This window comes from Paenibacillus shirakamiensis, from assembly GCF_017874255.1.
Classification (GTDB): Bacteria; Bacillota; Bacilli; order Paenibacillales; family Paenibacillaceae; genus Fontibacillus; species Fontibacillus shirakamiensis.
The window spans coordinates 309,561-334,757 of record NZ_JAGGLD010000002.1; the positions used below are offsets into that span (position 1 = coordinate 309,561).

The window sequence follows — 25,197 nt, forward strand, 5'->3', positions numbered from 1 at the left end:
TTGAGACCGTTTTTTTACGCAGAGTTTACGAAACTTCCTGGTTTATCCACCAAGTTATACACATTATCCACAATTTGATCCCTTCATTTTGAAAATGATATCCCCTATTTCATGTTTCAATCAAAAAGAAGCTGGGTAAGGGTTTTTAAATTCTATCCACATAAAATGTTCATTCTGTGGATAACCTTGTCCACATCTTGACAAAGTGACTTTCGCCCTGTACGGTCCCTACTTCAGACCTATACCTATACAAGCTTCATCTTGTATCCATCTAGGCAAACCGATAGAATAGATTCGTAGAACCTAGCTTTAGGGAAGGTGTGCATTAAGATGTCCAGACTCGTTGTGAACAGCATTACAGAACTTATTGGGGATACCCCAGCCGTTCGCTTACAACGGATGACCGATGCTGAGGACGCTGAAGTATATGTGAAGCTTGAATATTTCAATCCTAGTCGAAGCGTAAAAGACCGTGCAGCCTATCATATGATTACAGAAGCAGAACAATCGGGTAAGCTTACGCCCGGGGCTACTATTATTGAACCTACGAGTGGCAATACAGGCATTGGGTTAGCCATGAACGCCGCTGCTAAGGGATATAAAGCGATTCTAATCATGCCAGATAATATGACGCAAGAGCGAATTAATATTTTGAAGGCTTATGGTGCTGAGGTATATCTTACCCCTGCCGCTGAGCGGATGCCGGGAGCGATTCGTAAAGCGCTTGAACTTCATGAACAGATGCCAGGGAGCTTCATTCCTCAGCAATTCGAGAATCCAGCTAATCCAGAAATTCATCGCCGCACAACGGCTCTAGAAATTTTACAACAGATGAATGGATCTTTAGATGCTTTTGTAGCCACTTCCGGTACAGGTGGAACCATTACAGGGACTAGTGAAGTCCTGCGGCAACATCTGCCGCAGATTCAGATCTATGTAGTTGAGCCTCAGGGGTCACCCGTATTGTCTGGCGGAGAACCCGGTCCACATAAGCTCGTAGGAACAAGTCCGGGATTTATACCTAAGATTCTCAATACAGACATCTATGATGAGATCGTGCAGGTCACAGATGAAGATGCGCTTAAGACGACACGTCAGCTAGCATGCCAAGAAGGGATTTTGGTGGGACCTTCAGCTGGAGCTTCCGTCTGGACTGCTCTGCAAGTAGCGCGCAAGCTAGGTAAAGGTCATAAAGTGCTCTGCATTGCCCCAGACACAGGTGAGCGATACCTCAGTATGAATGTTTTTCAATAACTATATATCGATAACAAGAGAGGTGGACCCTACTATGAGTACCCTAATTGATGGTGTATCCCACGTTGATCGCGAGGAACTATTTGATCTTCTTCATAATGATGAGCGTAAAGCCCTAATTATTGATGTTCGTGAGTTAGATGAATATGAAGAAGGACACATTCCCCAAGTTCCCTTGATTCCTATGGGAGAGATCGCAGCATATGTCAATGAATTTGACAAGGACAGAGAATATGTATTTGTATGCCGCAGTGGCAAACGCAGCTTTGAAGTGGCGCGATTTTTCCAATCTCAAGGTTTCGAACATGTGCATAATTACTATGGAGGCATGTTGAACTGGGACAAAGATATCGTATCGGGTCCGGAAAATGTAGTTGAAGATTTCAATGCTGAGCAGTTGGAGCGTAAGTAGTATTAGCTACACGCATGCATATCTGATCAATAAAAAACCATGTTGGAGCTAAGAAGCCCGACATGGTTTTTGCGTTTGTACATTGGAACTGTGAACAGAAGATATGTTCTTTAAACATCCACTTTATAGCCCAAGGTCAACTCATCTCCAGGTAAGCCTCGAATACCCCAGTGGTGTTTGGGCGTCTCATATATGGTAATCTCTACATCGTTAGGTTCAATATATGCATGCTGTGCTATGCGCTCAAATAATAACCGAATTAATTTACGCTTGGTCACCGCGCTTCTTCCCTCGAACATGCTGATCTCCACAATGATATACCGCTCACTTCGATCGCTAGGATAGATGAAATCCTGTGAATTCATTGGAAAAAATCGGTGGAATCTCTTCTCTTCTGGATAGGCTAGCGCCTCCATGACTGCCATATGTATAGCTTCAGATAGAACTGTGCGAACTTCTGCCAAATGATGATCTATTCCATATATTTTAACCTGAGCCATGGAAACCTCCCTCACATACTGGTAATGAACACGCCCATAATATACAAAATAAGAAGTATACTACCGATTCCACCTGTAATAAAAAAGAACACGACATTGATACGGTTTTTTGTTATTTTCCAAATTCCGTACACAGCGATATAGATCCCTGAAAGACACACCCACCACCAAATAATATGTCCCCAGATGCCCAAGGCTTGAATGACATCGGTGATAAATAAGAACAGGAAGATCACCTGAAGCCCGATCGTCAGACAACTATAGCCAAGAAACGTTCGATTCAATTCCTCCGTTAATGTACGTCGTCGATTCATTTCAATGATAAAGAGCGGCACAACCATCAATCCTATAAAAATTAAAATCATAAATATTGTCGTAACCACGATGTTCTCCTCTCATTTACCATGTCTCATTCAGACGATCTGCATAAAAGTGAATCGCTTTGCTATATTCCTGAATGCCTGAATGGGAAGAAGTATCCCCTAGCTCATGTAGCAATCTGCGCATTGCCGCTTCGTATTCTCCCAAATTATATAGGGCCATTGCTAAAAAAACACCAAATTCCTTATTCTCCGGATACTTAACCAGCCCATCTTCCAATATTTCTTTGGCTTTCTCGTAATGTCCCAGTGTGCGATATGTACTTCCTAGTCCTAACATAGCCCCCGCCCTATATCTTTCTGCTAATTCAAGAGAAAGAGCCTGCTCATAGTAAGGAATAGCCTCTCGTTCGAGTCCAAGTACATCATAGGTCCAAGCCAGTTGATACAACAGAAATGCATCTTTGGGCTGAAATTTCAATATACCCAGCATGTGTTCCAATGCTTCTGCCGCTTGGCTTGACTCTCTAAGCTCTATAGCATTCTGTAAGTCTTTCTGCATCGTTCATCCTGCCTTTGTAAATAAAAATGATTAACACTGTACATAGTAATGTTCATATTTCGTATCTTTAACATATCCGTGTTGCTTGTAAAGTGACTGAGCCTCGTAATTGGTACATGCCGTAGAAAGTTCGATCCCTTGAACACCCAATTCTACTCCACAAGCATAAACTGCGTCTAATAATCTCCCTGCTAGACCCTGTCTTCGATGTTCATTAACAATGTAAAGATCGTTCAATATAAGAGAGCGCTTCATACCGATAGAAGTAAACACAGGATATAATTGAGCAAATCCTACAATCCGGTTAGTAGACTCTTCTATAACTATAATAATTGTGGATTCTTGACGATCCATCCGTTCTTGCAAGAACGCCTTCGCCCCTATCACATCAGACGACTGTTCATAAAAAATACGATAGAAATCGAACACTTCACTTAGATTCTCCACATCTTGAATGGCAGCCTGACGTACGGTATAGGTTGGCATGTTGTTATTCCTCTCACAACTGAATTATAATGAAGTACCTTGTCTTTGAAAGCCTTTAAAACGAGTGCCTTGATAGGAAAGTTCACCTTGGTCGCCCTCAACCTGTAACCCATACACTTTACCAGACACTTCGAATTCCTCTCTTCGTCCATCTGTGAATTCATATGTAACAAAATATGAAGTAAAGCCAGTCGAATCCTCAGACCCCGATCCTATTTCCGTTCTCTTTGTAACAAGTTTGGCCGACTCCCTCAGAAGTTCCTTCCCGTTGTTAGAATTCCAGGTGTACAAACCTTTAATAATGACATAGGCAAATCCTGATATCACAAAGATGAAGATCATAATCATAAAGAGTGCCATTACAGGAGCATCTTGAAAAAGCTCTTCAAAAAAACCTGTCTCATCCATACCCATTCCTGTACCTCCTGTATTTCACACTTATGATAAAATGATCGTGGACAGATACAACAATACAAAACCTTTTTTACCACAATTATACAACGAATAGTAATCAGATGTTAGCTTCTTCTTTATAGAACATTTACAGCGCACTGCAACAAGCTGGAGTACATAACAAAACGGCTCTCCGAAGAGAAGCCGCTTTTTTGTATCATCCTATTGCCTTTACTAAAAGTTACGGAATTAACGTATCACTTGATGCACTACAAACAGATTGCCACTCAAATCAGAAAATTTCACAAATCTCATTTCAGCATTCTTTTCGATAGGCATAAGTTCGATTGTTGCTCCCGAGTTCTCAAGCTTCGCTGTGAAAGCCTCCATATCATCCGTCTCTAAGCCCATAACCGGAAGATACTCCCCGTCCACATGAATAGTCATCTCTCTTGTATCCTGCGTCTCCCACAGGAACAGGTCCGGGCCTTCTCCAAACTTTAGCACGGCAAAAGCTTCGAAATTCGCTTTTAGCTCCAAGCCTAAGTAGGTCGTATACCACACTACAGACTCTTCCACATTCTTCACAGGTAATTGAACGTGAGATATTCCTTTGAGCATTGTACCCACCGAATGGAACATCGAAATAGCCTCCTATTTCAAAAATTCATGACTGGCTCCGGAGTATGTACTAGAGTATAACCACCTGTTAAATATACCATATTAACCAATTAATTGGTAAATTATAAGAGGGTAGTATTCTCTTCTACAATCGAACGTTGGTTACAGTAGGATCTCCCTCTGTCCTACTCAGCTCTGATGGAATAGGTAGGAGACATAGAAGAGCTAACAAGAGACCTACGGAAGCCGTAATAAATAAGGCTGGATATCCCCACTGATCCATAAGAAGCCCTAGAAGAGGAGGCGAGATAATAGCAGCCAGGGAGGAGACCAGATAGTATAGTCCTGTGCGAGTACCAATGCTCTCTTCCGACCCGGTGGACACTATCCAAGGATACGAATTGATATTAATGCAGGCCCAGAATAGTCCTCCAGCTACTAAAAGGAGACGTAGAGCTAGTAGATGGTGTACAAAAACTATCGCGCTAAAAATGATAAATAGTCCAACAACTCCGCTCAGTATGACCCTCTTCTTCCCATATCGTGCACCCAGCCAGCCACTAGGAATTGCAAAGGCTAAGAAGGCTAAGGAGAAGAACGTAAGCGAGAAGGAAGCTGCACTGCCAGATAAGCCCAAATACTTCGTACCATATAAAGTAAACATGGCTTCAACTCCTTGATAGGCAAGGAACCAGCAGAAAATGGCCGATAAAATAAGGATGGTTGTGCGATCGAGCTGCGCTCGCAATGAAATACGAGGTTTACTGAAAGCATGGACATCTTTATTCGCTATTGGATTAGGAACTTCCTTAATACCAAATTTAAGTATTAACATAGCACCTATAATGATGACACCCGCACATAGAAAAGGCACAAAAGTACCTATTTTATATAATATAGAACCTACGCCAAAAGCTAACACCGAACCAAGACCGCCCATTACGTTGATGATCCCATTAGCCTTTGTTCTTTGGGGTTCAGGCGTAATATCTGGCATAAGAGAGACGGTAGGTGAGCGAAATAGACTCATCGAGAGATTCATAAGAACCATGAAGATCACGAGTGTACTTAGGCTGGTATACCAAGGAATTAAAGTTACGAATAGGGCAGCAAGCGGCATCCCCATTAGTAAATAAGGCATTCTTCGCCCGAAGCGAGTATTGGTTCGATCACTGCGATGACCAATCCAAGGCTGAATGAACAAGGCGAGATAATTATCAATAGTCATCATGAAGCCAATCAGTGAAGCTTTTTGCAGGTATTGAGCCAAAAATAACGGAACAAAAGCATTATAAAGCGCCCATGTAATACTTATACTGAAGAAACCAAGACCAAGCAGCCAGGTTTTCTTCGTCATACGGGCAATCCTCCCCGCGAGCCTAATAACTCAGCCAATCGATCGGGGTAATCCGTAATGATGCCCGAGATGCCCGCTTCAATCCATTTCTTCATCTCTTGTGGATCATTTACGGTAAAAGGATGGTAAGGCATACCTTGCCTTATAGCTTCTTGAATAAGTTCGGGGGTCAATGCGTATTTAAAAGGATGTAAAGCAGAAGCTCCAATCGTACTTGCATACGTCCACGGTTCATAGAGGCCTTCCATATAAAGCACAGCAGTTCGAATCGAAGGATCGATGGTGTGACACGCTACTAAAGAGTAATGATTAAAACTTGACAAGATAACACGATCTTCTAGCTGATAATCACGAATCAGATCGATAACCTTCTGCTCCATGCCAGTATAAGGAATAATACCATTCTTGAGCTCCAAGTTCAGACATAATGACTTATCTCGTGCCCATTCAAGCAAATCTGCTAATTGGGGAATCCCCTCCCCGCGGTATTGTTCATGATACCAGCTTCCTACCTCTCTAGTACGCAGTTCAGCAAGCGTCAAATCCTTGACCCATTCGGGAGTTCCCGCCGTTCGGGTTAAGGTCTCATCATGAATTAGGACGAGAGCCCCGTCTTTAGTCATTTGGATGTCGGTCTCTATGCCCGTAGCTCCGAGTTCCCACGCATACTTGAAAGAGATCATCGTATTCTCTGGACGATGCCCAGCCGCTCCACGATGAGCCAAATTAATTACCGCTGACATAACCTTTTCCCCCTTGGTTCGTGCATAACATTCACACTACTTTTAGGATACGGTCTAATTGTAAACGGGTTGTTATCTCCTTTAACAAATCCTATTCAAGTCGGGACAATTCCATGCTACGTCCATCTTTTAATTCGAATCGACTTCCACTGAGCATGCAGCATCCTCTCGCGATAAGCGTAACTGCCTTTCCTCCGTCCAAATACGGGGGAAGTTCGGCCAATATCCAGAATGGCCTCGGGTGATTCTCCCTTAATTTTGCCACACACCATTTCATACAAGATTCCCATAACTGTCCATCCTTTCTTATTTGAAATTTTGCTTAATTGATATTGATAATCATTATCATTATTGTCTGTAGTCAGTATAAAAGGAATTGTAGTGGAACACAAGCCTTAATTTGGAGAAGCAGAGGTGGCTATTAATAAATTAATGATTGCTATTAAAAGTAAAGATGATAGATAGCTTTCTAAACTAGTAGCTATTAAAAAAGGCCTGATATATTCTGCTTACCGCAGCATATATCAGGCTTTATCTAAATCTTAACATATAAACTACAGCAATAATAATGGCCATAATAGCTACTACAATCGACGTATTCATAAGCTGACTAAGCATAGTAGATCGTAATTTATTCTTGTCATTTTGTATTTCTGCATATCTCTTTTTTGCTAAGTCTTCCTCTACTCCATTAAGTATTCTAGGTTCAAACATGCATTATCCTTCCCTTCTTGCTCTGCATAACTCTTAGTAATTTCAATGAAATACCTTCTCTTAAAAGATTACTATAATCCATATTATACCATAATTTAACTTAAAATTACTTTTGATTTATTCACTTCTACTAAGGCTATGCTCTCAGATAAAATGCTTAGCCTAGTAAATAGAATCAAATAGATGAATAAAAAAGCTGTTCCGAATAACCGGAACAGCTTTTATTATGATTGCACGGACCAGGCTTCTAGCGAGAGCCCTGGCTCTGCTTTCATCGTCTGCGGAACGAACTCTCCATGTAACCATTTCAGATGAGCTGCGGCTCCAATCATCGCGGCATTATCCGTGCAGTATTTCAGAGGTGGAACGAGAAGCGCGATACTCTCCTGCTTACAACGAGCGGTTAAGGCTGCGCGTAACCCCTGATTTGCTGCCACACCTCCGCACAGTAACAACTGAACGGCGCCCGTCTCCCGGACCGCACGAATAGCTTTCTCGACCAATACTTCCATAACAGAGGCTTGGAACCCAAGTGCGATACCTGATTGATCGGGTGTCTCGCCCCGCATTTTGCTCTGATTTACAGCGTTGAGTACAGCTGATTTGAGTCCGCTGAAACTGAAGTCATAGGAGTCAGGTTCCAGCCAAGCGCGTGGTAACTTGACCTCGGTCTCAGACTGCATAGCAAGCTGATCCACATAAGGCCCGCCCGGATAAGGGAATCCGAGCGCCCGTGCTACTTTATCATAGGCTTCCCCTACAGCATCATCCCTTGTACGGCCAATCAGATGAAAATGCCCTTCTTGTTCCATAAGTACAAGCTCAGTGTGCCCACCAGACACTACCAGTGCCATGCAGGGGTACTCCAACTCTTGCACCAAACGATTGGCATAAATATGTCCTGCAATATGATGCGTGCCGATCAGAGGCTTGTCTAGCGCAAAAGCAAGGCTTTTAGCGGCCATAATTCCTACTAATAATGCTCCTACCAGACCAGGTCCCTGGGTAACAGCAATCGCAGACAATTGGTCCAGCGGAATACCCGCTTCTTCTACTGCCTCTTCAAGCATAACCGTGATACTTTCCACATGTTTACGTGAGGCGACCTCGGGCACTACACCGCCAAATGCTTTATGCGTCTCAATCTGACTAAAGATCATATTAGAAAGCACATCTCGCCCGTTCTTCACTACCGAAACGGCCGTCTCATCACAACTTGTCTCAATCGCGAGAATATAACTATCCTGACCCGGCTTTGGTGGATTAGACAATTGATTCGAATTCAATAGTTATCATTCCCATTCATTAGCTTCCCCGTGTAGAGAAGTCAGTTCTTCTGGAAGATCACACCACATAATCAGTGCATCTTCATTGTTATCTGAGTAATATCCTTGTCGCAAACCAACGGGATGAAATCCCAACTTCTCATAAAGCGACTGGGCTACTTGATTCGATACTCTAGCTTCAAGCGTCATCCTTAGCATACCAAGCTGTCCGGCAAGCTTCATCAATTCACGCATTAGCTTCTCGCCAAGGTGTTGACCTCGGTAGGCCTTGCGCACAGCAATGTTGGTGATATGAGCTTCATCTACGACTGTCCACATGCCGGCGTAGCCAATCGATTGTCCTTCATGCTCCATCATTAAATATTTAGCAAAGTGGTTGTTGGTCATTTCACTACGAAACGCATTCTCAGTCCAAGGAAGTGTGAAGGACTCATGTTCAATGATCATGACATCTGGAATATCTTCGAGCGTCATCATTCGAAATTCGACCTGACTTTGTTCCCTCGGCTCAAGTTCATTCGGCTGGTGATTAGGATGTTGATTGGTATGTTCTGCTTCCATTCATCGTTCCCCCTTATCCCCGCTGCTGATTCGCTTCAGCTTCCGATAGCTGGGTATAGTTAGGGACGAGCGTATGCAGCTCGTCCGATTCGCCGGCTAGCAGCCGCTCTGCTCCGAGCAGACCGGCTGCGGCCCCCTCCAGTTCATAAGGCATGAACTGGAGGCCTTCGCCAAGCAGCGGGCGCAGCGCTTCCGCCGCTTGGCCATGCACTGCCGTCTCGCCCGTGAACCACACGGCGGACGGCCGCGCCTGCGGCGCAAGAGCCGCAAGGCGTCCGGCGAGCGCGCTGACCCAGCGCTCCATTAGCCGGATGCCATCCGGCTCCAGGCGCCGGGGCAATTCGCCCGGCGCCGCTTCGAACAGCGCGGTATAAACTTGACCGCGCCGTGCATCCATCAGCGGAATGATCCATTCCGCTGGGGAGCCGGCCGTGCCCGGGGCAGATGGCCCCGTGGCCGCGGCGGCGAAGGCCTCTAGCGGCTGGCTAGTTCCAGCCGCCCAGCCCCCCAGCCCTAGCGCAGCTAGGCTGGAGAAGCCTGCCACGGGCAGGCGCAGCGACCAAGCCAGCGTCTTCGCTGTGGTCACTCCGATGCGAATGCCCGTATAGGAACCTGGCCCCACACCTGTGGCAATGCCTGTAAGTTCATGTTTGTTCACACCAGCTTCTTGTAATGCTTCCTCAATAGCTGTGATCAGGAAGACTGAATGATTGCGCTCTGCTGTTATCTTCTGCTCCGCAAGCAGATTTCCTTCTTCCATCACAGCTACAACCAAAGAAGCCGTGGACGTATCCAAACTTAATGTTTTGCGCGGACTTATTACCTGCTTATTCATTGCGTTAATCCCCATTCCCTAATCAGGTTCAGCATCCATGCTTCATATTTTGAACCTATAGGCTCCAAATAGATCCGCCTCGACTCATCCCCGCTCACTTCAAGATATACATGTAGATAAGCAGATGGCATGATTTCTTCAATAAGACTGGCCCATTCTACTACCGTGACGCCAGATCCTTCGAAATATTCATCCAATCCCAGCTCATCCGCTTCTTCCATAGATAACCGATATACATCCATATGATAAAAGGGCATTCTACCCTCATATTCCTTAATAATTGTAAATGTTGGGCTGTTCACTTGCTCCTGTACCCCAAGTGCTTTAGCGAACAATTGTGAAAAAGCCGTCTTCCCTGCGCCCAAATCGCCATCCAGTGCAATGACACTCCCCGGACAGCATAAAGCCGCTAGTATAGCCGCAAGTTTCCCCGTATCCTTCAGACTATGTGCATCTAGCACAAGCTTTGCGTCGTCTTTCTTCCAAGCCACTTCGACTCCCACCTTTATCCATCGCCCTATTCTGCCCTAATTCATAGGTCCATCACATATCCTTACATTATATCGGTCCCCTGCACAGGCCGCAAGAAGAGGTACCTAAGTCGCAATCAACGTGATTAGAACTATAATTTTGACCCATACTAGAGATAACCGCTTTCCAGTCAGAAGCCCTTATTTTTGATGAGCGAAAGGAGAATTTACTTATGCATACCGTTTGGAAAGGCGCAATAAGCTTCGGACTCGTTCATGTTCCGGTCAAAATGTTCTCGGCTACAGAGGATAAAGATATCTCTATGAAGTACATTCACAAAACATGCGGTAGCCCATTATCCTATGTACGGCGCTGCCCCGCTTGTGAAGTCGACGTGAACTGGGAGGATATCTCGCGAGGATACGAGTATGAAAAAGGCAGATATGTTCTGTTTGAGAAAGAAGAACTGGAGCAAATTTCCGCCCAAGCTAACCGAGCGATCACCATTTTAGATTTTGTCGATTTGAATGAAATTGATCCCATCTATTTTCAGAAGACTTATTATTTAGCACCGGATCAAGCTGGGTCCAATGCCTATTTGTTACTTTTAGAGGCCATGAAGCAGTCGGGCAAGATCGGCATTGCCAAAATTGCCATCCGTTCTAAAAGCAGCTTGGCCGCAATCCGAGTGATGGATGGATGTCTTGCTGTTGAGACCATATTTTATCCCGATGAGATTCGTCCTATTGCTCAAGTGCCGAACCTGCCAGACATGCAGCAACAAGTCAATGACAAAGAACTATCTATGGCTAAAATATTAATAGATCAACTATCTACTCCCTTTGATGCCAGCAAATATACCGATGATTACCGAGAGGCATTATTGAACTTAATTGAGCACAAAGTGGCTGGAGAGGAGATTACGCTCGCTCCTGACAAACCGCAAAATAATGTGATCGACCTTATGGCTGCGCTGCAAGCTAGTATTGAAGCAGTTCAACCCATCGCTACAGATCCAGGGCCATCCAAAAAGACACGAACTAAAAAAGCTTCGGCTTCAGTCGAAACAACCGCAGATGGGGGTAAGACGCCTGAGATCGTTACTACTCCTGCTCCTATGAAGAAAACTACAGCCAAAGCCAAGAAAACGATCTCATGAAGCTTCGCTTGGAACCTGTGATTCCTTTTGAACCTATATCTACATCTCATCTACCTCAAGGTAAGGCATGGACAGCTCAAATGAAGTGGGATGGCGTACGTATGCTGACCTATTATGATGGGCAAAATGTACGCTTAATTAACCGAAAATTAAATGAACGCTCCCAACAGTACCCTGAACTTCTCCCCATTCATGATTACTGTACTGCGAAAAGCATCATTCTCGATGGGGAGATTATTGCGTTTGATGCGGAAGGTAAGCCATCCTTTCACGAAGTGATGCGTAGAGACGCAGTACGACGACTACAGCAGATTCCTACGCTGACTCAACAAGTACCGATCACGTACATGGTATTTGATCTTCTTTTTCTTAACGGAGAATGGGTCATAGACTTTCCCTTAAAGAAACGACAAGATTTGCTTAGAAAAGTAATTCTCCCCTCTACGCTTGTACAGGTGACTGCGGATTTCGATGCTCCAGAATCGCTCTATAAAGCCGCCCTACAGCATGGTCTTGAAGGGATCTTAGTTAAAGACCTCAATAGCACGTATGCAGTGAACGGCAAAGATAAGCGTTGGATGAAACGAAAGGTGATTCAAGATACGATTGCAGTTGTAGGAGGATATACTCTAAGAGGTAATATAGCGAATGCCCTCATGTTAGGTCTATATGATGAACATGCGCAACTTCATTACATTGGGCATGCAGGAACGGGCAGACTAACTTCGGCAGACTGGAGGCAGATCACAGCGGCTCTTCAGACATTAACCATACAGCAGAGTCCTTTCACTGGAAAAGTGTCTAGAGCACGTGAAGCCTTATGGGTTCAGCCTGCACTTACAGTCAAAGTTAATTATTTGAAATGGACACCCGGCGGAACTCTACGTCAGCCCAGTATTCAAGCATTTGTCACTCAGAACCCCCTTGAATGTATCGATGACAGAGGATAAGAAAGGAGGATATAGCATGACCACAGCTGTAAAAGGTACGATCTTAATTGAGGGTCACGAACTTACAATTTCAAATCCCGGCAAGCTGCTCTGGCCTGAAGCCAATATTTCAAAACGTGATTATCTGAAAATTCTAGCCCAGCTATCCCCTTATCTCCTTCGTAGTTGTCACAACCGGCTTTTGACCACTATACGTTATCCAGGTGGCATTCATCATCCTTACTTTTATCAGAAGAATGCCCCGGAGCCTCTGCCATCCTTCGTGACAACGGTCCAGCATGATTCTATTCGCTATGTAGTCCTTAATAATTTACCTACGCTCATTTGGCTCGGGAATTTAGCTTCTATTGAATTCCATCCTTCCTTGCATCTTTTTGGCGAGGATCTGCCTTGTGAATGGATTATTGATCTTGACCCTACCCTTGAAGATGATGAACGGATTATGGAAGCAGCTTATTATGTTGGCGAAGTGCTCACTTCGCTTGGCCTGTCTTCTATTCCAAAAACGTCCGGAGCTACGGGAGTCCAGATTATCGTACCGATTGAATACGGCGTAACTTTCGATGAATTACGAACACTTGGACACTTTTTAGCGAGGTTTGTCACAGAACGCTATCCCGATTTGTTCACCATTGAACGTTTGAAGAAGGACCGTGGGCACAAAATTTATTTTGATTATTTGCAGCATTATAGCGGAAAAACACTGGCCGCAACTTACACACCCAGAGCGCGTAAAGCAGCTAGTGTATCCACCCCACTTACTTGGGAAGAAGTGCGGCACAATCCCCACCCTTCCGAGTTCAATTTACTGAATATTGTAGAGCGTCTAAAAACAAAAGGAGATTTAATTCAGACTGTACCTCCACAGTCGATTGAGCTGATCCTACGACATTTACAGATGCCGGGAGTACGCTGATTCCTGATACTATATATTAATACTCCACGGTCAACGTCCAACAGCATACCGTTAAAGTAAAGGGGAGAGCATCCGCGCGAGGATCTCTGCCCCTTTTTGCAACCTCGGACGATGCGAGAACTCCCTTAAAAATATCGGTCTGCATACTTGCAGATCGTTCTCGAAATCAGATGAAAGCCGCTCAATGGGAGTCTTGTCGAACAAAACAGCCGTCATTTCAAAATTATAAAAGAAACTACGCATATCCAGATTGGCTGTACCCACCGTAGCTAGTAGGTCATCTATGATCATAACCTTAGCATGCACAAATCCTTGCGTATATTGATAAAACTTCACCCCAGCATGCATCAACTCTTCTACATAGGAGAGAGAGGCTAGATGCACGAGCTTGCTATCTGATTTGTAGGGAATGATGATCTTTACTTCCACACCACTTACTGCAGCCGTTTTTAACGCTGTATAAATACTTGCATCGGGAATAAAATAGGGGGTTGTGATCCACACTCGTTTTTTGGCAACCGCAATCGCCTCAAAACACATCTCTTGAATAGCATCCCAATGTTGATCGGGCCCACTCGTCAAAATCTGTACCTGCTCGTCCCGCGTACAAGTATGCTCAGGGAATAGTTCAGGATCTGTAATGCGTTCGCCGGAAGCCAGTCGCCAATCGGCAAGGAAGGTATGTTGAAGAAAATACACAGCATCTCCTTCTACCTTAAGATGAGTGTCCCGCCAGAAACCAATTTTGGGATACCGACCTAAATAATCATCCCCTACATTGATCCCCCCCAAGAATCCGACATGCCCATCCACCACAACAATTTTGCGGTGATTCCGATAGTTAACCCTGCGGTCTATCGTCGCAATCAGCGGAGGTAAGAAGAAATGAAATTCCACCCCAGCCTCCCGTAACTCTTTAACAAATCTGTTCTTAAGATAATAACTTCCTAGTCCATCACAGACCATCCGAACCTTCACACCGGCCTGTGCCTTACGTATCATAATCTCTTGAAACTTCGTGCCGATCTCATCGCCACGGAATATGTAATATTCAATATGAATATGGTGCGTGGCTTGCTCCATCGCTTTGAGAATTTCAGAGAAGGCTTCCTCCCCATTCGTTAGGACTTGAGTAGAATTGCACCCGGTAATGGGGCTCTCTGATAAGTGTGTGAGCAGGTTGAATAAGCGTTCTTGATGTTCAAATTCAGGATTATGCATATTCTTAAGTGACTTAACAATGTCGGTCTGATTCCAAATCCGAGACTTCATTTCTTGAAATAATCTTGTTCCTCTACGCCGAACTTTTTTTCTCTTCTTATAATCTTGCGCCACAAAATAATAGACGACAAACCCAATAATCGGGAAGCAAAATAATATGAATAGCCAAGCGACGGTCTTTGAGGGATTACGGAATTCTAAGATTAATATCGTAGCGCTTTGAAAAATGAAGGCAATCAGAGCAAAAACCAACCAAAGCATAGTCATCCTCCTTTAGTGAACGTTTTATAATTTGCTTGTTTGCTTGCTATGTACTTAATTATGTATTAACCATTAATGTGTCCAATGATGCTACTGATCTTTAAGAGTCCAGCTAGATTTTAGCATGATTTGAGAGAATACCGAATACATAAAGTATAGAAGTATTTGAGATCGAAAGATACAACCTTAGCTACACCTGAAAGGAGAACCTATGCGAAATTCAAGCAAGATGACACTCCTCATTCTTCAAGACGCGAACCCATCCGTTAGACAAATCCAAGTATCCAAACCCTTGGTCTTAGCTGTACCGCTCGTTGTTCTTTTATCCATCTCCGGTCTACTCGTTAGCCTCCAAACCCACTCAGGGCAAATGGTCTCGGGTCTACAACAGGAATTAGAGCAGACTAATCTCCAGCTTGAAGCTACGGTAACTGACAAAGAAGAAGCCTTAAAGAGAATTCAACAAGAACTGACGAACTTATCTTCTCAATCCAAAAGTATGAAGTCAAAAATGCAAAAAGTTACGAATATGGAAGCTGAGCTACAAAAGATGTTAAAAAAGTTCGAAACACCAACACGAATGGCTAAAAACAAGAAGACTGCTCTGACCCCTTCTATATCGGACAAGCCAGGTAAGGGTGGAGAGTTCATCGCCATTCATAATATCAATACCTCCGAGCTTGCCGCCGAAGCCAAAGATGATTTCGCAGATATGGCCCGCTTATTCCAAGTTATGGAGCAAAAATTACCTTTAACACTAGAAGAAGCAGCTTCTGTACAAGAGGCTCTATCGGCAGCACCCTCCCTATGGCCAACTCTGTCTCATAGCTTAACTTCTAACTTCGGTTACCGATCTGATCCTTTTACGGGGAAGGGTGCTTTTCATGCAGGTGTCGATATTTCCGGGGAAATAGGTGATTCTGTCTTCGCTGCTGGTGCAGGAACGGTTGTTGCAGCTGAATCTAGCCCAGCTAGAGGCAACTACATCATTATTCAGCATGATTCAGGTCTTCAGTCTTGGTACATGCACTTGAGCAAATTAGACGTATCCGTGAATGATTCGGTCCTCAAAGGAACAGTCATTGGCGAGTTAGGTTCATCTGGAAGAAGTACGGGTCCCCATCTCCATTTTCAAGTCGTCAAAGGAATAGAACCCTTGAATCCTCTTCCTTTTTTAGAAAACACTTTAGATTAAATTGGAGGTTTTATCATGTTCAAAGATGCTAATAAAAATAATAAGCACACCCATACTTTACTAGGACAAGGGACAAAGATGAACGGCACATTGCAATGTGAGGCCAATCTTCGAATTGAAGGAAGATTCCACGGCGTCATAGAAAGTACCCATGAGATTATTATTGGCGAAACTGGTGAAGTTCACTCTTCTATAAAGGGAAGTAGTATCATTATCGCTGGAAAAGTATATGGCGATGTGCTTACAGAAGGAAAATGTCTCATTACAGCTAAGGGTCAACTAGACGGCAATGTGACTGCACATTCCTTAGTGATTGTAGAAGGAGGCATACTAAATGGAATTAGTATTATGGAGAGTGCTACACTTATTCCTGATAAAGTGAGCACACTCCAAGCAATACCTCGAACCGAAGCTGGATAAGAGTCCCTTATTCTTTATTCAGAGTTTAGAGTTTAGAATTTAAAAGTTAAAAGTTAAAAGTTAAAAGTTAAAAGTTAGAGCATTATCTGTCTCTTTCCCCTTCTGCTGCAATCATTTATTATTGATTCATTATTCTTTTGCTATTCAGTATTGCATGAACAAAGTTTGTTTGGGATCAACCTGCCCGTGCTTCATTACTTAATCGACTACACGAAAAAAGTTTCCCTCTGTCTTAACGACACAAGGAAACTTTTTTGTTCAATCTATATTGAAGAATTTAATACCCTTCTACTTATTACTCTCAAGCCGCTACGTCTCTTTTCATGAATACAACCCAAGATATCACGAGAAATGCAACCACATATACAAGCAAAATAGTTACAGAAAAGCCCAAGGACATCCCCGTTGTTGTCGTTATATTCGTAACAGCACTCTTCATATATTCATATTTGGATAGATCCATATTATTAAATAACAAGTATTTTGCCCAATCGTATTTTACAGGACTGAAGATAGCGGAAAGAATGTTTCCAGCTACTAGCAGGAACATCGACAGTCCAATGGCTAGGCCACTGGTCCGAAACACAGTAGACAACATAAATGAAAAAATAGTAATGACTAAAAGATCAACAAACTTATAAAAGACTTGAAGAAGCAATTGCCCTGATTCAGTGCCTCCAAAAACGACTTCTATAGGGAGATTCGGGAACAGACTGAATGAAGTGGCTAAGTTCGTAACAACGAACACTACGGACATACTTATTGCAAACAGAAGTACAACGATAAATTTGGATAGCAAAATTTTCGCTCTAGACCATGGGCGAATCAATAGTAGTTTTACAGTACCCCATGTAAATTCTGAGGACACCATGTCCGCAGCAATGATTACCGAAAAGATGGAGACTAGAAAATAGATTATGTTCAATTCAGAGGCAATATCCCAAGCACTTATGGGTTTACTACTTGGCGTATTCACGGCTACCACAATTCCCAAAACAATAGGCAATGCTACAACAAGACCTAACATAATCCATGTGCGCAGACGCCGATATATTTTCATATGCTCATTATGAATCAGTCCCATGAAATTACCCAATTGTACCGCCTCCTGTCATCTCTAGAAATTGATCCTCTAATGAACGTGTAACTACCTGTATTCCATATACTTTGAGTCCAGCAGCTACTAGACGACTATTGACCTCAGCAATCTGTTCCCGGTTCAATAGCACAATGAAATGGTCTCCTTCGGCGCGTCCACTTCCAAGTAAATCCAAGGCCTGGGCTGGATTATCGACTTCGAACATCGTCTCACTGGCTTGATCCCCTACTTGACTAGCTTTGAGATCCTGTACATTGATTAATTTCCCACTCTGGATGACTGCTACGGTATCACACATTAATTCCATCTCGGACAACAGGTGACTGGAGACAAATACAGTTGTCCCTTCTTCTTGCGTAAGTACTCTTAAATAGTCACGAAGTTCTCGAATCCCTTGCGGATCTAATCCATTAGTGGGCTCGTCCAATATTAATAACCGTGGGCGATGTAAAATAGCTTGGGCTACTCCAAGACGCTGCCTCATCCCAAGCGAATATGTCTTCACTTTATCATGAATTCGATTCTCAAGCCCAACAAGCTTGATCACTTCCTGAATTCGCTCTTTAGGTACTCCCGGCGACATACGAGCAAAATGGAGCAAGTTCTGATATCCGGTTAGGAATTTGTACATTTCCGGGTTCTCTACAATCGCACCTACATATGCAATAGCTTTCTCAAAGTCATTCCGAACGCTTATGCCCTGGATGAAGATATCGCCTTCCGAAATAGACATCAATCCCACCATCATGCGAATGGTTGTCGTCTTTCCTGATCCATTAGGACCGAGGAAACCGAACACTTGACCCGAAGGAATATCTAGTGTGAGACGATCAATAATAGTCTTTGAACCAATCCGTTTTGTTACATTGGACAGCCTTACAATAGGTTCTTGTGACATAGATTTCACTCTCCTTATGTATCTGTATCGGTAATTTCCGACACAGTATTCTTTTATGTTACCATACTTATTTAGACATAATTTACAAATTTGTTAAGTGATTTCATTAGAACTCCGTTGTATTAGGAACTCCTCCAGTGCTTCTCGCCATGGACGCATCTCCTTGAATCCATTTAATCTCAAGGCTTGATGCTCTAGCACCGAATAAGCGGGGCGCGGCGCGGCGCGCACAAATTGATGTGAGGTGACCGGAAGCACCGTTATCTTCAGTCCTGATATTTCGAAGACTGCCTTGGCAAAACTGCACCAAGAACATGAACCCGCTCCCGTAATGTGATAAGTCCCATAGTTCTCAGTACGTAGAATTTTACTAATCGCCATTCCTAAGTCAAGGGTATACGTAGGGCAGCCAACTTGATCTTCTACCACAGATATTTGATCTTTAGTAGTAGCAAGATTCAACATCGTTTTGACAAAATTAGGTCCATATTCGCCATACACCCAAGAGGTTCGAATGATAAAAAATCGATTATGCATCTGCCGCACGAACTGCTCTCCTTCCCATTTGGAGCGTCCGTATACATTGATGGGATCTACAAGATGGAATTCGTCATAAGGCGTGGTCCCTTCTCCATTGAATACATAATCCGTACTGATATAGACGAGCTTTGCACCGCTTGAAGCTGCGGCGACTGCCATATTCCTCGTTCCCCATGCGTTGACTTGATAGGCCAGATCTACATCTGTCTCCGCTTGATCTACTTGCGTATAGGCTGCTGCATGAATTACCACATCGGGACGAATGGAGGTGATCTTCTCTCTGCATGCTTCTGCATCGGTAATATCTAGTTCAGCTCGACCCAGCCCCGTCACCGCATATCCTTGCTTTGTGAGGAGTGCGACCAGTTCTCTTCCGAGTTGACCACCCGCTCCCGTAACGACAATTTTTCTTTTGTATCCCGGTATATCTCCACTCCGATAGTCAAAAATCATAGTCGGCCTCGTGCAATAGCGGATGTACTTTATCCTTGTCAGAGGTAACTACCTTTGTGCTTGGCCATGGAATATGAAGGGTGGGATCATTCCAAAGAATACCTCGATCATGCTCTTTAGAAAACATTTCGTCCACTTTATACAGCACTTCCGTATGAGGAACTAACGTGCAGAAGCCATGTGCGAATCCTTGCGGAATCAACACTTGTCTACGATTGGCCGCAGTTAAGATCACCTCACCCCATTGCCCAAAGGTAGGAGAGTCTTTTCTCAAGTCCACAAATACATCATAAATAGCTCCAACTAACACCCTAACTAATTTCGTCTGAGCTTTCGGTTTTAGTTGATAATGTAGTCCCCGCAAAGTTCCCGCCTCCGCAGAATAAGAATGATTATCCTGAATGAATGTGTACCCTATCCCTTGTTCAGCAAAAGCTTTTTGGTTGTAACTTTCAAAGAAAAGACCTCGGCTGTCTTCATACGCATCCGGCTCTAGAATAACCGCATCGGCAAGTCCTGTATGGATCACTCTCATTACTGATATCCCTCCTGAATGGATCTACTCAATTGTAATATCCTATTCAATGAGGGAACTAAAAGACAGGGGTATCCCCCCTCTCTCCTAAAAGAAAGAAAAAACCCGCATCATCCTCATCCAAGGACGATACGGGTTTATTTTAATCCTTTAGTTACCTGCACGTGCCAGCTCGCGCATATTAGCTTCGAAGGCAGCGAGTAAGGCCGCTTCTCCTTGAAGGCCTTGATCTAGAACTTTGCGAATCTGTTCTAACATCCGTTTGTAGTCTTTAGGAATGACACGTACAAAGTCTTGCAGAGACTCGTTCCAATTCTCCAGTACCCGGCGTCCTATTGCACTATCCGTATAGTCAATATGGCGTCCAATCAGAGCCTGAAGTTGCTCCGCTTCCTCCGCATCTTCTACACGCTCAAGCAATACCATTTCTAAATTGCAGCGTTGTAAAAAAGTACCTTGTGGATCATACACGTAAGCAATACCGCCAGACATCCCTGCTGCAAAGTTGCGGCCCGTATCACCAAGCACAACAACACGTCCACCGGTCATATACTCGCAACCATGATCGCCTACGCCTTCAACTACCACATTGGCACCTGAATTCCGAACGGCGAATCGTTCGCCAGCAATACCTCGAACATAGGCTTCTCCACTCGTAGCTCCATAGAAGGCTGTGTTACCAGCAATGATATTTTCTTCCGCTACAAATGTTGCCTTGGACGAAGGTCTAACCGCAAGTTTCCCTCCAGAGAGACCTTTTCCGATATAGTCATTCGCATCCCCATCAATAGTTAGCGTCATTCCTTTCGGTACAAATGCACCGAAGCTTTGACCAGCTGAACCGACAAAGTTGAAGCGAATTGTATCTTCTGGAAGACCTGCAGCACCGTAGAGCCGTGTCACTTCACTCCCCAGAATGGTCCCGGTCGCCCGGTCTACATTCGTAATCGGAAGTTCAGCAAATACGGATTCCCCGCGCTCAAGCGCAGGTGCAGCAAGATCCATTAATTTCGTCATATCCAAAGTCTTCTCTAGACCATGGTTCTGAACTTGCGTATTAAAGCGATCTGCTCCTTCATGCTGAGTAGGCATATGCAGTAGTGCATTCAAATCTACGCCACTCTTCTTCCAGTGATGCACAGCTTTGTTGCTCTCCAGACAGTCCGTACGGCCTACCATTTCGTTAATGGTGCGGAAGCCAAGTTCAGACATCCATTCTCTTAAATCCTCAGCTACGAAGGTCATAAAGTTCACCACATGCTGTGGATCCCCCGTAAAGTTTTTGCGAAGCTCTGGATTCTGAGTGGCCACCCCTACAGGACAAGTATCCATTTGGCATACTCTCATCATGATACAACCTACCGCTACAAGCGGTGCCGTTGAGAATCCATACTCTTCTGCGCCAAGCAATGCCGCTACAGCTAAGTCCCGGCCACTAAGAATTTTGCCGTCTGTCTCAAGAACGACGCGATCCCGCAGGTTATTGAGCATCAATGTCTGGTGCGTCTCAGCAACGCCAAGCTCCCAAGGAAGGCCTGCGTGACGAATGGAACCTTGAGGAGAAGCTCCTGTTCCCCCGTCGTACCCACTGACTAGGATGACATCGGCGCGACCTTTTGCTACCCCTGCTGCGATCGTTCCCACGCCCGCTTCCGATACAAGCTTCACGTTGATTCGTGCGCGAGGGTTAGAGTTCTTCAAATCATAAATTAGTTCTGCCAGATCCTCAATCGAATAAATATCATGGTGAGGAGGTGGAGAGATTAGACCTACGCCTGGCGTAGACCCCCGAACTTCAGCTACCCAAGGATAGACTTTACGTCCTGGAAGCTGACCGCCCTCACCTGGCTTCGCTCCTTGTGCCATTTTGATCTGAATTTCATCGGCATTCACTAAATAATGAGAAGTAACTCCGAACCGTCCCGAAGCCACCTGCTTGATCGCACTACGGCGTGAATCGCCATTCGCATCAGGAATATAACGCGCTGGATCTTCCCCACCTTCACCTGTATTACTCTTACCACCAATTCGGTTCATCCCGATCGCAATAGACTCATGTGCTTCTTTACTGATAGATCCGAAGGACATGGCGCCAGTCTTGAATCGAGTCATAATCGAAGCCGCAGACTCCACTTCTTCTAGAGGAACCTTAGGACCTACAGGTCTAAGTTCGAGCAACGAACGAAGCGTAAGATGCTTCTCATTCTCCCCTTGAACCAAGTCAGCAAATTTCTTATACAGACCATAATCTCCTGTGCGGACGGATTGCTGAAGCAAGTGAATCGTCTGTGGATTGAACAAATGTTCTTCTGCGTGGGCACGCCATTGATATTCCCCGCCAGAATCCAGAACTTTGTCATTGCCATCTTTATCTGTAAATGCACGGTAATGCTGCGTAAGTGTCTCTTGAGCGATCTCTTCCAGACCAATTCCACCTATACGGGAAGGCGTCCAAGTAAAGTAACGATTAACAAACTCGTCATTCAGACCTACGGCTTCAAAAATTTGTGCACCACGATAAGATTGAATGGTGGAAATCCCCATCTTGGACAAGGTCTTCACTACGCCTTTAGAAGCAGCTTTGATATAGTTTTTTACGGCTTTATCATGGGTGAGTCCACGCAACATGCCTTGAGATAACATATCGTTCAGCGTCTCAAAAGCAAGATAAGGATTTACCGCACTTACGCCGTAGCCAAGTAAGAGTGCATAATGATGAACTTCACGAGGTTCACCCGTTTCGAGCAAAATACTGACTTTAGTCCGTGTCTCTTGACGGATCAAGTGATGGTGAAGGCTAGATACGGCTAAAAGTGCAGGGATAGCGGCATTCTCAGCATTCACGCCACGGTCAGACAAGATAATTATGTTATGTCCTTTATCAATGACACGATCTGCTGCACTACATAGGACGTCAATTGCTGAACGTAGTCCTTCTGCACCTTCCGAAGCAGTAAACAAAATCGGAATGGTCATCGATTTGAAGCCTGGACGATGTACATGGCGTAGCTTCGCAAAATCTTCATTGGATAGAATCGGAGACTCAAGTCGGATATGACGACAGCTCTCCGGTTCAGGATTAAGAAGATCCCGCTCAGGTCCAATCGCTGTTAATGTGGATGTTACCAGTTCTTCCCGAATCGCATCAATGGGAGGATTTGTGACCTGTGCAAACATCTGCTTAAAGTAGCTGTATAGCCGCTGAGGCTGATCCGACAATACGGCTATCGGAGCATCATAACCCATGGAGCCAATAGCTTCTTGGCCTGTAGATGCCATCGGTTCGATAACTTTACGAAGTTCTTCATACGTATAACCGAAAGCTAACTGTTGTTGAGTCACATTATCATGACCTGGTTCTGGAAGTTCCGGTGCATCAGGAAGTTCATCCAGACGAATCAAATGTTCATCAAGCCAGTCACGGTATGGATTCTCCGCAGCAATCGAGGCTTTCACCTCTTCATCTGAAATAATCCGTCCTTCATGGGTATCTACGAGCAGCATCCGACCTGGACGCAAACGATCTTTATATAATACATTCTCCGGAGCAATATCCAAGACCCCAGCTTCAGAAGACAGCACAATTAGATCATCTTTAGTTACATAATAGCGGGATGGACGAAGACCATTCCGGTCAAGAATCGCTCCGATCTGTACGCCATCCGTAAAGCCCATTGCGGCCGGTCCGTCCCAAGGTTCCATCAGTGAACTGTGGTATTCGTAAAAGGCTTTCTTATCATCGTCCATGCTCTCATGGTTATTCCAAGGCTCTGGAACCATCATCATCGCTACATGCGGCAAAGAACGTCCGCTTAAGTACAGAAATTCAAATGTATTATCAAACATGCCTGTATCCGAACCATCTGGGTTAATAACAGGTTTTACTTTCGCTAGATCTTCGCCGAACACTTCACTCTTGAAGAGAGATTGACGGGCATGCATCCAGTTCACATTACCGCGCAAAGTATTGATCTCACCGTTATGAATCATGAAGCGATAGGGATGCGCCCGCTCCCAGCTAGGGAACGTATTCGTACTAAAACGGGAATGCACTAAAGCAATAGCAGATTCTAATAACTCTTCTTGCAAGTCAAGGTAGAACTCGCCCACTTGATCGGTAGTTAACATCCCTTTATATACAATTTTGCGACATGACAAGCTCGGCATATAAAAAGCGTCCGATTGCTCTGCACCACTATAACGAATCGCAAGCTCGGCACGACGACGAATTACGTACAGCTTACGTTCAAAACTCATGTCATCTGTAATTCCCGCGCCACGGGCAATAAAAGCTTGGCGGACGTAAGGCTTGGCTTCTCTGGCTGTTTTACCCAGCATGTGATCATCGGTAGGCACCGTACGGAATCCGATCAGCTGTTGTCCTTCTTCCTCAACAATTTGAGTGAACAACGCTTCTTGACGGCTACGAACCTCTTCATCATGGGGAAGGAACATCATACCTACACCATATTGTCCTGCTTCAGGAAGATGGAATCCAAGCTTTTCTGCTTCGGATTCGAAGAAACGATGCGGGATCTGAATCAGAATTCCTGCTCCATCTCCAGAGTTAGGTTCCGCTCCTTGTCCTCCGCGGTGTTCCATATTAATTAGCATGGTCAGCGCTTGGCTGACAATCGAATGGGAAGGCCGCCCTTTGATGTGAGCAACAAAGCCCATTCCGCATGCATCTTTTTCGAACGAAGGATCATACAAACCTTGCTTTACAGGGATATCGGTATGTTTCATCATCATCTATGCAACCTTTCTGTCAGTAAAATATCTTGTTCCCAACAATTTATACGCAAATCGACGGCTTTCCAATAGACTAAAGAACACTTTATTTGCATAAATTTCACGTCATGTTAGGTGTGAGTAGTCACAACATTGTAGCATCCAGTTCACTTATAGGGAAATCTAATCTTTTTATAATCTCGATAATTTTTTTTATCAAGCCGATGCTCATAAGCCTTACTAACACTTGAAATTACTATAGCATCTCAAGCCTGGAATAGACATCCTATACAAACAGAAAAAT

27 protein-coding genes are annotated in these 25,197 nt (G+C 44.3%); 7 read left to right on the top strand and 20 right to left on the bottom strand.

From position 1 onward, the window contains the following. The first annotated feature begins 330 nt into the window (after positions 1-330). Together cysK and J2Z69_RS08370 are read left to right on the top strand one after the other, a co-directional pair. Positions 331-1,254, top strand: coding sequence for a cysteine synthase A (gene cysK, locus J2Z69_RS08365; protein WP_209861059.1), 924 nt, complete (start codon positions 331-333; stop codon positions 1,252-1,254). A 34-nt stretch (positions 1,255-1,288) separates the two neighbouring features. Next, positions 1,289-1,666 (top strand): rhodanese-like domain-containing protein, encoded by a 378-nt coding sequence (locus tag J2Z69_RS08370; RefSeq protein WP_209861061.1) that lies wholly within the window; start codon positions 1,289-1,291, stop codon positions 1,664-1,666. Positions 1,667-1,776: 110 nt separating this feature from the next. Here J2Z69_RS08370 and J2Z69_RS08375 read toward each other — a convergent pair whose 3' ends face one another. The 14 genes from J2Z69_RS08375 to tsaE all read right to left on the bottom strand — a co-directional run bounded on the left by J2Z69_RS08375 (position 1,777) and on the right by tsaE (position 10,535). Next, positions 1,777-2,166 (bottom strand): tautomerase family protein, encoded by a 390-nt coding sequence (locus J2Z69_RS08375; RefSeq protein WP_209861063.1) that lies wholly within the window; start codon positions 2,164-2,166, stop codon positions 1,777-1,779. Between the two features lie 11 nt (positions 2,167-2,177). Continuing rightward, a complete protein-coding gene (locus J2Z69_RS08380; protein WP_209861065.1) occupies positions 2,178-2,531 on the bottom strand; it encodes a hypothetical protein in 354 nt (117 codons plus the stop codon). 34 nt (positions 2,532-2,565) lie between these two features. Further along, on the bottom strand, positions 2,566-3,048 hold the full coding sequence (locus tag J2Z69_RS08385; RefSeq protein WP_209861067.1) for a tetratricopeptide repeat protein: 483 nt from the start codon (positions 3,046-3,048) through the stop codon (positions 2,566-2,568). A gap of 30 nt (positions 3,049-3,078) precedes the next feature. Next, positions 3,079-3,534: a GNAT family N-acetyltransferase gene (locus J2Z69_RS08390; RefSeq protein ID WP_209861069.1), complete on the bottom strand. Its 456-nt coding sequence runs from the start codon at positions 3,532-3,534 to the stop codon at positions 3,079-3,081. Between the two features lie 24 nt (positions 3,535-3,558). Then, positions 3,559-3,948 (bottom strand): DUF2500 domain-containing protein, encoded by a 390-nt coding sequence (locus J2Z69_RS08395; RefSeq protein ID WP_209861071.1) that lies wholly within the window; start codon positions 3,946-3,948, stop codon positions 3,559-3,561. A gap of 228 nt (positions 3,949-4,176) precedes the next feature. Then, positions 4,177-4,569, bottom strand: a complete 393-nt coding sequence (locus J2Z69_RS08400; protein ID WP_209861073.1) for a VOC family protein — start codon at positions 4,567-4,569, stop codon at positions 4,177-4,179. A 124-nt stretch (positions 4,570-4,693) separates the two neighbouring features. Next, complete coding sequence (locus J2Z69_RS08405) at positions 4,694-5,905, bottom strand: SLC45 family MFS transporter (RefSeq protein WP_209861075.1); 1,212 nt, start codon at positions 5,903-5,905, stop codon at positions 4,694-4,696. Next, complete coding sequence (locus J2Z69_RS08410) at positions 5,902-6,648, bottom strand: glycerophosphodiester phosphodiesterase (RefSeq protein ID WP_209861077.1); 747 nt, start codon at positions 6,646-6,648, stop codon at positions 5,902-5,904. Before J2Z69_RS08410 ends, J2Z69_RS08405 begins: the two co-directional genes overlap by 4 nt. 116 nt (positions 6,649-6,764) lie before the next feature. Further along, complete coding sequence (locus tag J2Z69_RS08415) at positions 6,765-6,938, bottom strand: hypothetical protein (protein WP_209861079.1); 174 nt, start codon at positions 6,936-6,938, stop codon at positions 6,765-6,767. A 241-nt stretch (positions 6,939-7,179) separates the two neighbouring features. Next, the gene (locus J2Z69_RS08420; RefSeq protein ID WP_209861081.1) at positions 7,180-7,362 is read right to left on the bottom strand and encodes a hypothetical protein; all 183 of its coding nucleotides are present in this window, start codon (positions 7,360-7,362) and stop codon (positions 7,180-7,182) included. Between the two features lie 224 nt (positions 7,363-7,586). Continuing rightward, positions 7,587-8,648, bottom strand: coding sequence for a tRNA (adenosine(37)-N6)-threonylcarbamoyltransferase complex transferase subunit TsaD (gene tsaD / locus J2Z69_RS08425; RefSeq protein ID WP_245339099.1), 1,062 nt, complete (start codon positions 8,646-8,648; stop codon positions 7,587-7,589). A gap of 6 nt (positions 8,649-8,654) precedes the next feature. Continuing rightward, complete coding sequence (gene rimI, locus J2Z69_RS08430; RefSeq protein ID WP_245339135.1) at positions 8,655-9,125, bottom strand: ribosomal protein S18-alanine N-acetyltransferase; 471 nt, start codon at positions 9,123-9,125, stop codon at positions 8,655-8,657. A gap of 97 nt (positions 9,126-9,222) precedes the next feature. Further along, positions 9,223-10,059 carry a tRNA (adenosine(37)-N6)-threonylcarbamoyltransferase complex dimerization subunit type 1 TsaB gene (gene tsaB, locus J2Z69_RS08435; protein WP_425354990.1) on the bottom strand — a complete coding sequence of 279 codons (837 nt, stop codon included), beginning with the start codon at positions 10,057-10,059 and terminating at the stop codon, positions 9,223-9,225. After that, positions 10,041-10,535 (bottom strand): tRNA (adenosine(37)-N6)-threonylcarbamoyltransferase complex ATPase subunit type 1 TsaE, encoded by a 495-nt coding sequence (tsaE, locus tag J2Z69_RS08440; RefSeq protein ID WP_209861085.1) that lies wholly within the window; start codon positions 10,533-10,535, stop codon positions 10,041-10,043. Before tsaE ends, tsaB begins: the two co-directional genes overlap by 19 nt. A gap of 212 nt (positions 10,536-10,747) precedes the next feature. Here tsaE and ku point away from each other — a divergent pair, with 212 nt between their 5' ends. The 3 genes from ku to ligD are packed head-to-tail and all read left to right on the top strand — an operon-like array spanning position 10,748 to position 13,540. After that, complete coding sequence (ku, locus tag J2Z69_RS08445) at positions 10,748-11,674, top strand: non-homologous end joining protein Ku (RefSeq protein WP_209861087.1); 927 nt, start codon at positions 10,748-10,750, stop codon at positions 11,672-11,674. Then, on the top strand, positions 11,671-12,624 hold the full coding sequence (locus tag J2Z69_RS08450) for an ATP-dependent DNA ligase (RefSeq protein ID WP_209861089.1): 954 nt from the start codon (positions 11,671-11,673) through the stop codon (positions 12,622-12,624). Before ku ends, J2Z69_RS08450 begins: the two co-directional genes overlap by 4 nt. A gap of 16 nt (positions 12,625-12,640) precedes the next feature. Continuing rightward, a complete protein-coding gene (gene ligD, locus J2Z69_RS08455; RefSeq protein WP_209861090.1) occupies positions 12,641-13,540 on the top strand; it encodes a non-homologous end-joining DNA ligase in 900 nt (299 codons plus the stop codon). Positions 13,541-13,591: 51 nt separating this feature from the next. On the opposite strand, the gene cls is transcribed toward ligD, so the two are convergent. Next, the gene (cls, locus tag J2Z69_RS08460) at positions 13,592-15,022 is read right to left on the bottom strand and encodes a cardiolipin synthase (protein WP_209861092.1); all 1,431 of its coding nucleotides are present in this window, start codon (positions 15,020-15,022) and stop codon (positions 13,592-13,594) included. 211 nt (positions 15,023-15,233) lie between these two features. On the opposite strand from cls, the gene J2Z69_RS08465 reads away from it, so the two are divergent. Together J2Z69_RS08465 and J2Z69_RS08470 are read left to right on the top strand one after the other, a co-directional pair. Continuing rightward, positions 15,234-16,217 carry a M23 family metallopeptidase gene (locus tag J2Z69_RS08465; RefSeq protein WP_209861094.1) on the top strand — a complete coding sequence of 328 codons (984 nt, stop codon included), beginning with the start codon at positions 15,234-15,236 and terminating at the stop codon, positions 16,215-16,217. A 15-nt stretch (positions 16,218-16,232) separates the two neighbouring features. After that, positions 16,233-16,637, top strand: coding sequence for a bactofilin family protein (locus J2Z69_RS08470; protein WP_209861096.1), 405 nt, complete (start codon positions 16,233-16,235; stop codon positions 16,635-16,637). Positions 16,638-16,938: 301 nt separating this feature from the next. On the opposite strand, the gene J2Z69_RS08475 is transcribed toward J2Z69_RS08470, so the two are convergent. The 5 genes from J2Z69_RS08475 to gltB all read right to left on the bottom strand — a co-directional run bounded on the left by J2Z69_RS08475 (position 16,939) and on the right by gltB (position 24,908). Continuing rightward, positions 16,939-17,733 (bottom strand): ABC transporter permease, encoded by a 795-nt coding sequence (locus J2Z69_RS08475; protein ID WP_209861099.1) that lies wholly within the window; start codon positions 17,731-17,733, stop codon positions 16,939-16,941. Beyond that, positions 17,726-18,634 carry an ABC transporter ATP-binding protein gene (locus J2Z69_RS08480; RefSeq protein ID WP_209861101.1) on the bottom strand — a complete coding sequence of 303 codons (909 nt, stop codon included), beginning with the start codon at positions 18,632-18,634 and terminating at the stop codon, positions 17,726-17,728. Before J2Z69_RS08480 ends, J2Z69_RS08475 begins: the two co-directional genes overlap by 8 nt. A 93-nt stretch (positions 18,635-18,727) precedes the next feature. Next, positions 18,728-19,627: a dTDP-4-dehydrorhamnose reductase gene (rfbD, locus tag J2Z69_RS08485; RefSeq protein ID WP_209861103.1), complete on the bottom strand. Its 900-nt coding sequence runs from the start codon at positions 19,625-19,627 to the stop codon at positions 18,728-18,730. Next, on the bottom strand, positions 19,617-20,162 hold the full coding sequence (gene rfbC, locus J2Z69_RS08490) for a dTDP-4-dehydrorhamnose 3,5-epimerase (RefSeq protein WP_209861105.1): 546 nt from the start codon (positions 20,160-20,162) through the stop codon (positions 19,617-19,619). Before rfbC ends, rfbD begins: the two co-directional genes overlap by 11 nt. Positions 20,163-20,312: 150 nt before the next feature. Further along, on the bottom strand, positions 20,313-24,908 hold the full coding sequence (gene gltB, locus J2Z69_RS08495) for a glutamate synthase large subunit (RefSeq protein WP_209861439.1): 4,596 nt from the start codon (positions 24,906-24,908) through the stop codon (positions 20,313-20,315). Between the last annotated feature and the right edge of the window lie 289 nt (positions 24,909-25,197).

What these genes read in the sequence shown, in the direction of transcription:
- ku (WP_209861087.1), top strand. Translation starts at nt 10,748, where the DNA reads ATGCATACCGTTTGGAAAGGCGCAATAAGCTTCGGACTCGTTCATGTT.
- J2Z69_RS08385 (WP_209861067.1), bottom strand. Translation starts at nt 3,048, where the DNA reads ATGCAGAAAGACTTACAGAATGCTATAGAGCTTAGAGAGTCAAGCCAA.
- J2Z69_RS08375 (WP_209861063.1), bottom strand. Translation starts at nt 2,166, where the DNA reads ATGGCTCAGGTTAAAATATATGGAATAGATCATCATTTGGCAGAAGTT.
- J2Z69_RS08395 (WP_209861071.1), bottom strand. Translation starts at nt 3,948, where the DNA reads ATGGGTATGGATGAGACAGGTTTTTTTGAAGAGCTTTTTCAAGATGCT.
- J2Z69_RS08390 (WP_209861069.1), bottom strand. Translation starts at nt 3,534, where the DNA reads ATGCCAACCTATACCGTACGTCAGGCTGCCATTCAAGATGTGGAGAAT.
- rimI (WP_245339135.1), bottom strand. Translation starts at nt 9,125, where the DNA reads ATGATGACGCTCGAAGATATTCCAGATGTCATGATCATTGAACATGAG.
- J2Z69_RS08400 (WP_209861073.1), bottom strand. Translation starts at nt 4,569, where the DNA reads ATGTTCCATTCGGTGGGTACAATGCTCAAAGGAATATCTCACGTTCAA.
- rfbC (WP_209861105.1), bottom strand. Translation starts at nt 20,162, where the DNA reads ATGAGAGTGATCCATACAGGACTTGCCGATGCGGTTATTCTAGAGCCG.
- J2Z69_RS08465 (WP_209861094.1), top strand. Translation starts at nt 15,234, where the DNA reads ATGCGAAATTCAAGCAAGATGACACTCCTCATTCTTCAAGACGCGAAC.
- J2Z69_RS08450 (WP_209861089.1), top strand. Translation starts at nt 11,671, where the DNA reads ATGAAGCTTCGCTTGGAACCTGTGATTCCTTTTGAACCTATATCTACA.
- J2Z69_RS08380 (WP_209861065.1), bottom strand. Translation starts at nt 2,531, where the DNA reads ATGATTTTAATTTTTATAGGATTGATGGTTGTGCCGCTCTTTATCATT.
- cls (WP_209861092.1), bottom strand. Translation starts at nt 15,022, where the DNA reads ATGCTTTGGTTGGTTTTTGCTCTGATTGCCTTCATTTTTCAAAGCGCT.
- ligD (WP_209861090.1), top strand. Translation starts at nt 12,641, where the DNA reads ATGACCACAGCTGTAAAAGGTACGATCTTAATTGAGGGTCACGAACTT.
- J2Z69_RS08405 (WP_209861075.1), bottom strand. Translation starts at nt 5,905, where the DNA reads ATGACGAAGAAAACCTGGCTGCTTGGTCTTGGTTTCTTCAGTATAAGT.
- J2Z69_RS08415 (WP_209861079.1), bottom strand. Translation starts at nt 6,938, where the DNA reads ATGGGAATCTTGTATGAAATGGTGTGTGGCAAAATTAAGGGAGAATCA.
- J2Z69_RS08410 (WP_209861077.1), bottom strand. Translation starts at nt 6,648, where the DNA reads ATGTCAGCGGTAATTAATTTGGCTCATCGTGGAGCGGCTGGGCATCGT.
- gltB (WP_209861439.1), bottom strand. Translation starts at nt 24,908, where the DNA reads ATGAAACATACCGATATCCCTGTAAAGCAAGGTTTGTATGATCCTTCG.
- cysK (WP_209861059.1), top strand. Translation starts at nt 331, where the DNA reads ATGTCCAGACTCGTTGTGAACAGCATTACAGAACTTATTGGGGATACC.
- rfbD (WP_209861103.1), bottom strand. Translation starts at nt 19,627, where the DNA reads ATGATTTTTGACTATCGGAGTGGAGATATACCGGGATACAAAAGAAAA.
- tsaB (WP_425354990.1), bottom strand. Translation starts at nt 10,059, where the DNA reads ATGGGGATTAACGCAATGAATAAGCAGGTAATAAGTCCGCGCAAAACA.
- J2Z69_RS08470 (WP_209861096.1), top strand. Translation starts at nt 16,233, where the DNA reads ATGTTCAAAGATGCTAATAAAAATAATAAGCACACCCATACTTTACTA.
- J2Z69_RS08480 (WP_209861101.1), bottom strand. Translation starts at nt 18,634, where the DNA reads ATGTCACAAGAACCTATTGTAAGGCTGTCCAATGTAACAAAACGGATT.
- J2Z69_RS08420 (WP_209861081.1), bottom strand. Translation starts at nt 7,362, where the DNA reads ATGTTTGAACCTAGAATACTTAATGGAGTAGAGGAAGACTTAGCAAAA.
- J2Z69_RS08370 (WP_209861061.1), top strand. Translation starts at nt 1,289, where the DNA reads ATGAGTACCCTAATTGATGGTGTATCCCACGTTGATCGCGAGGAACTA.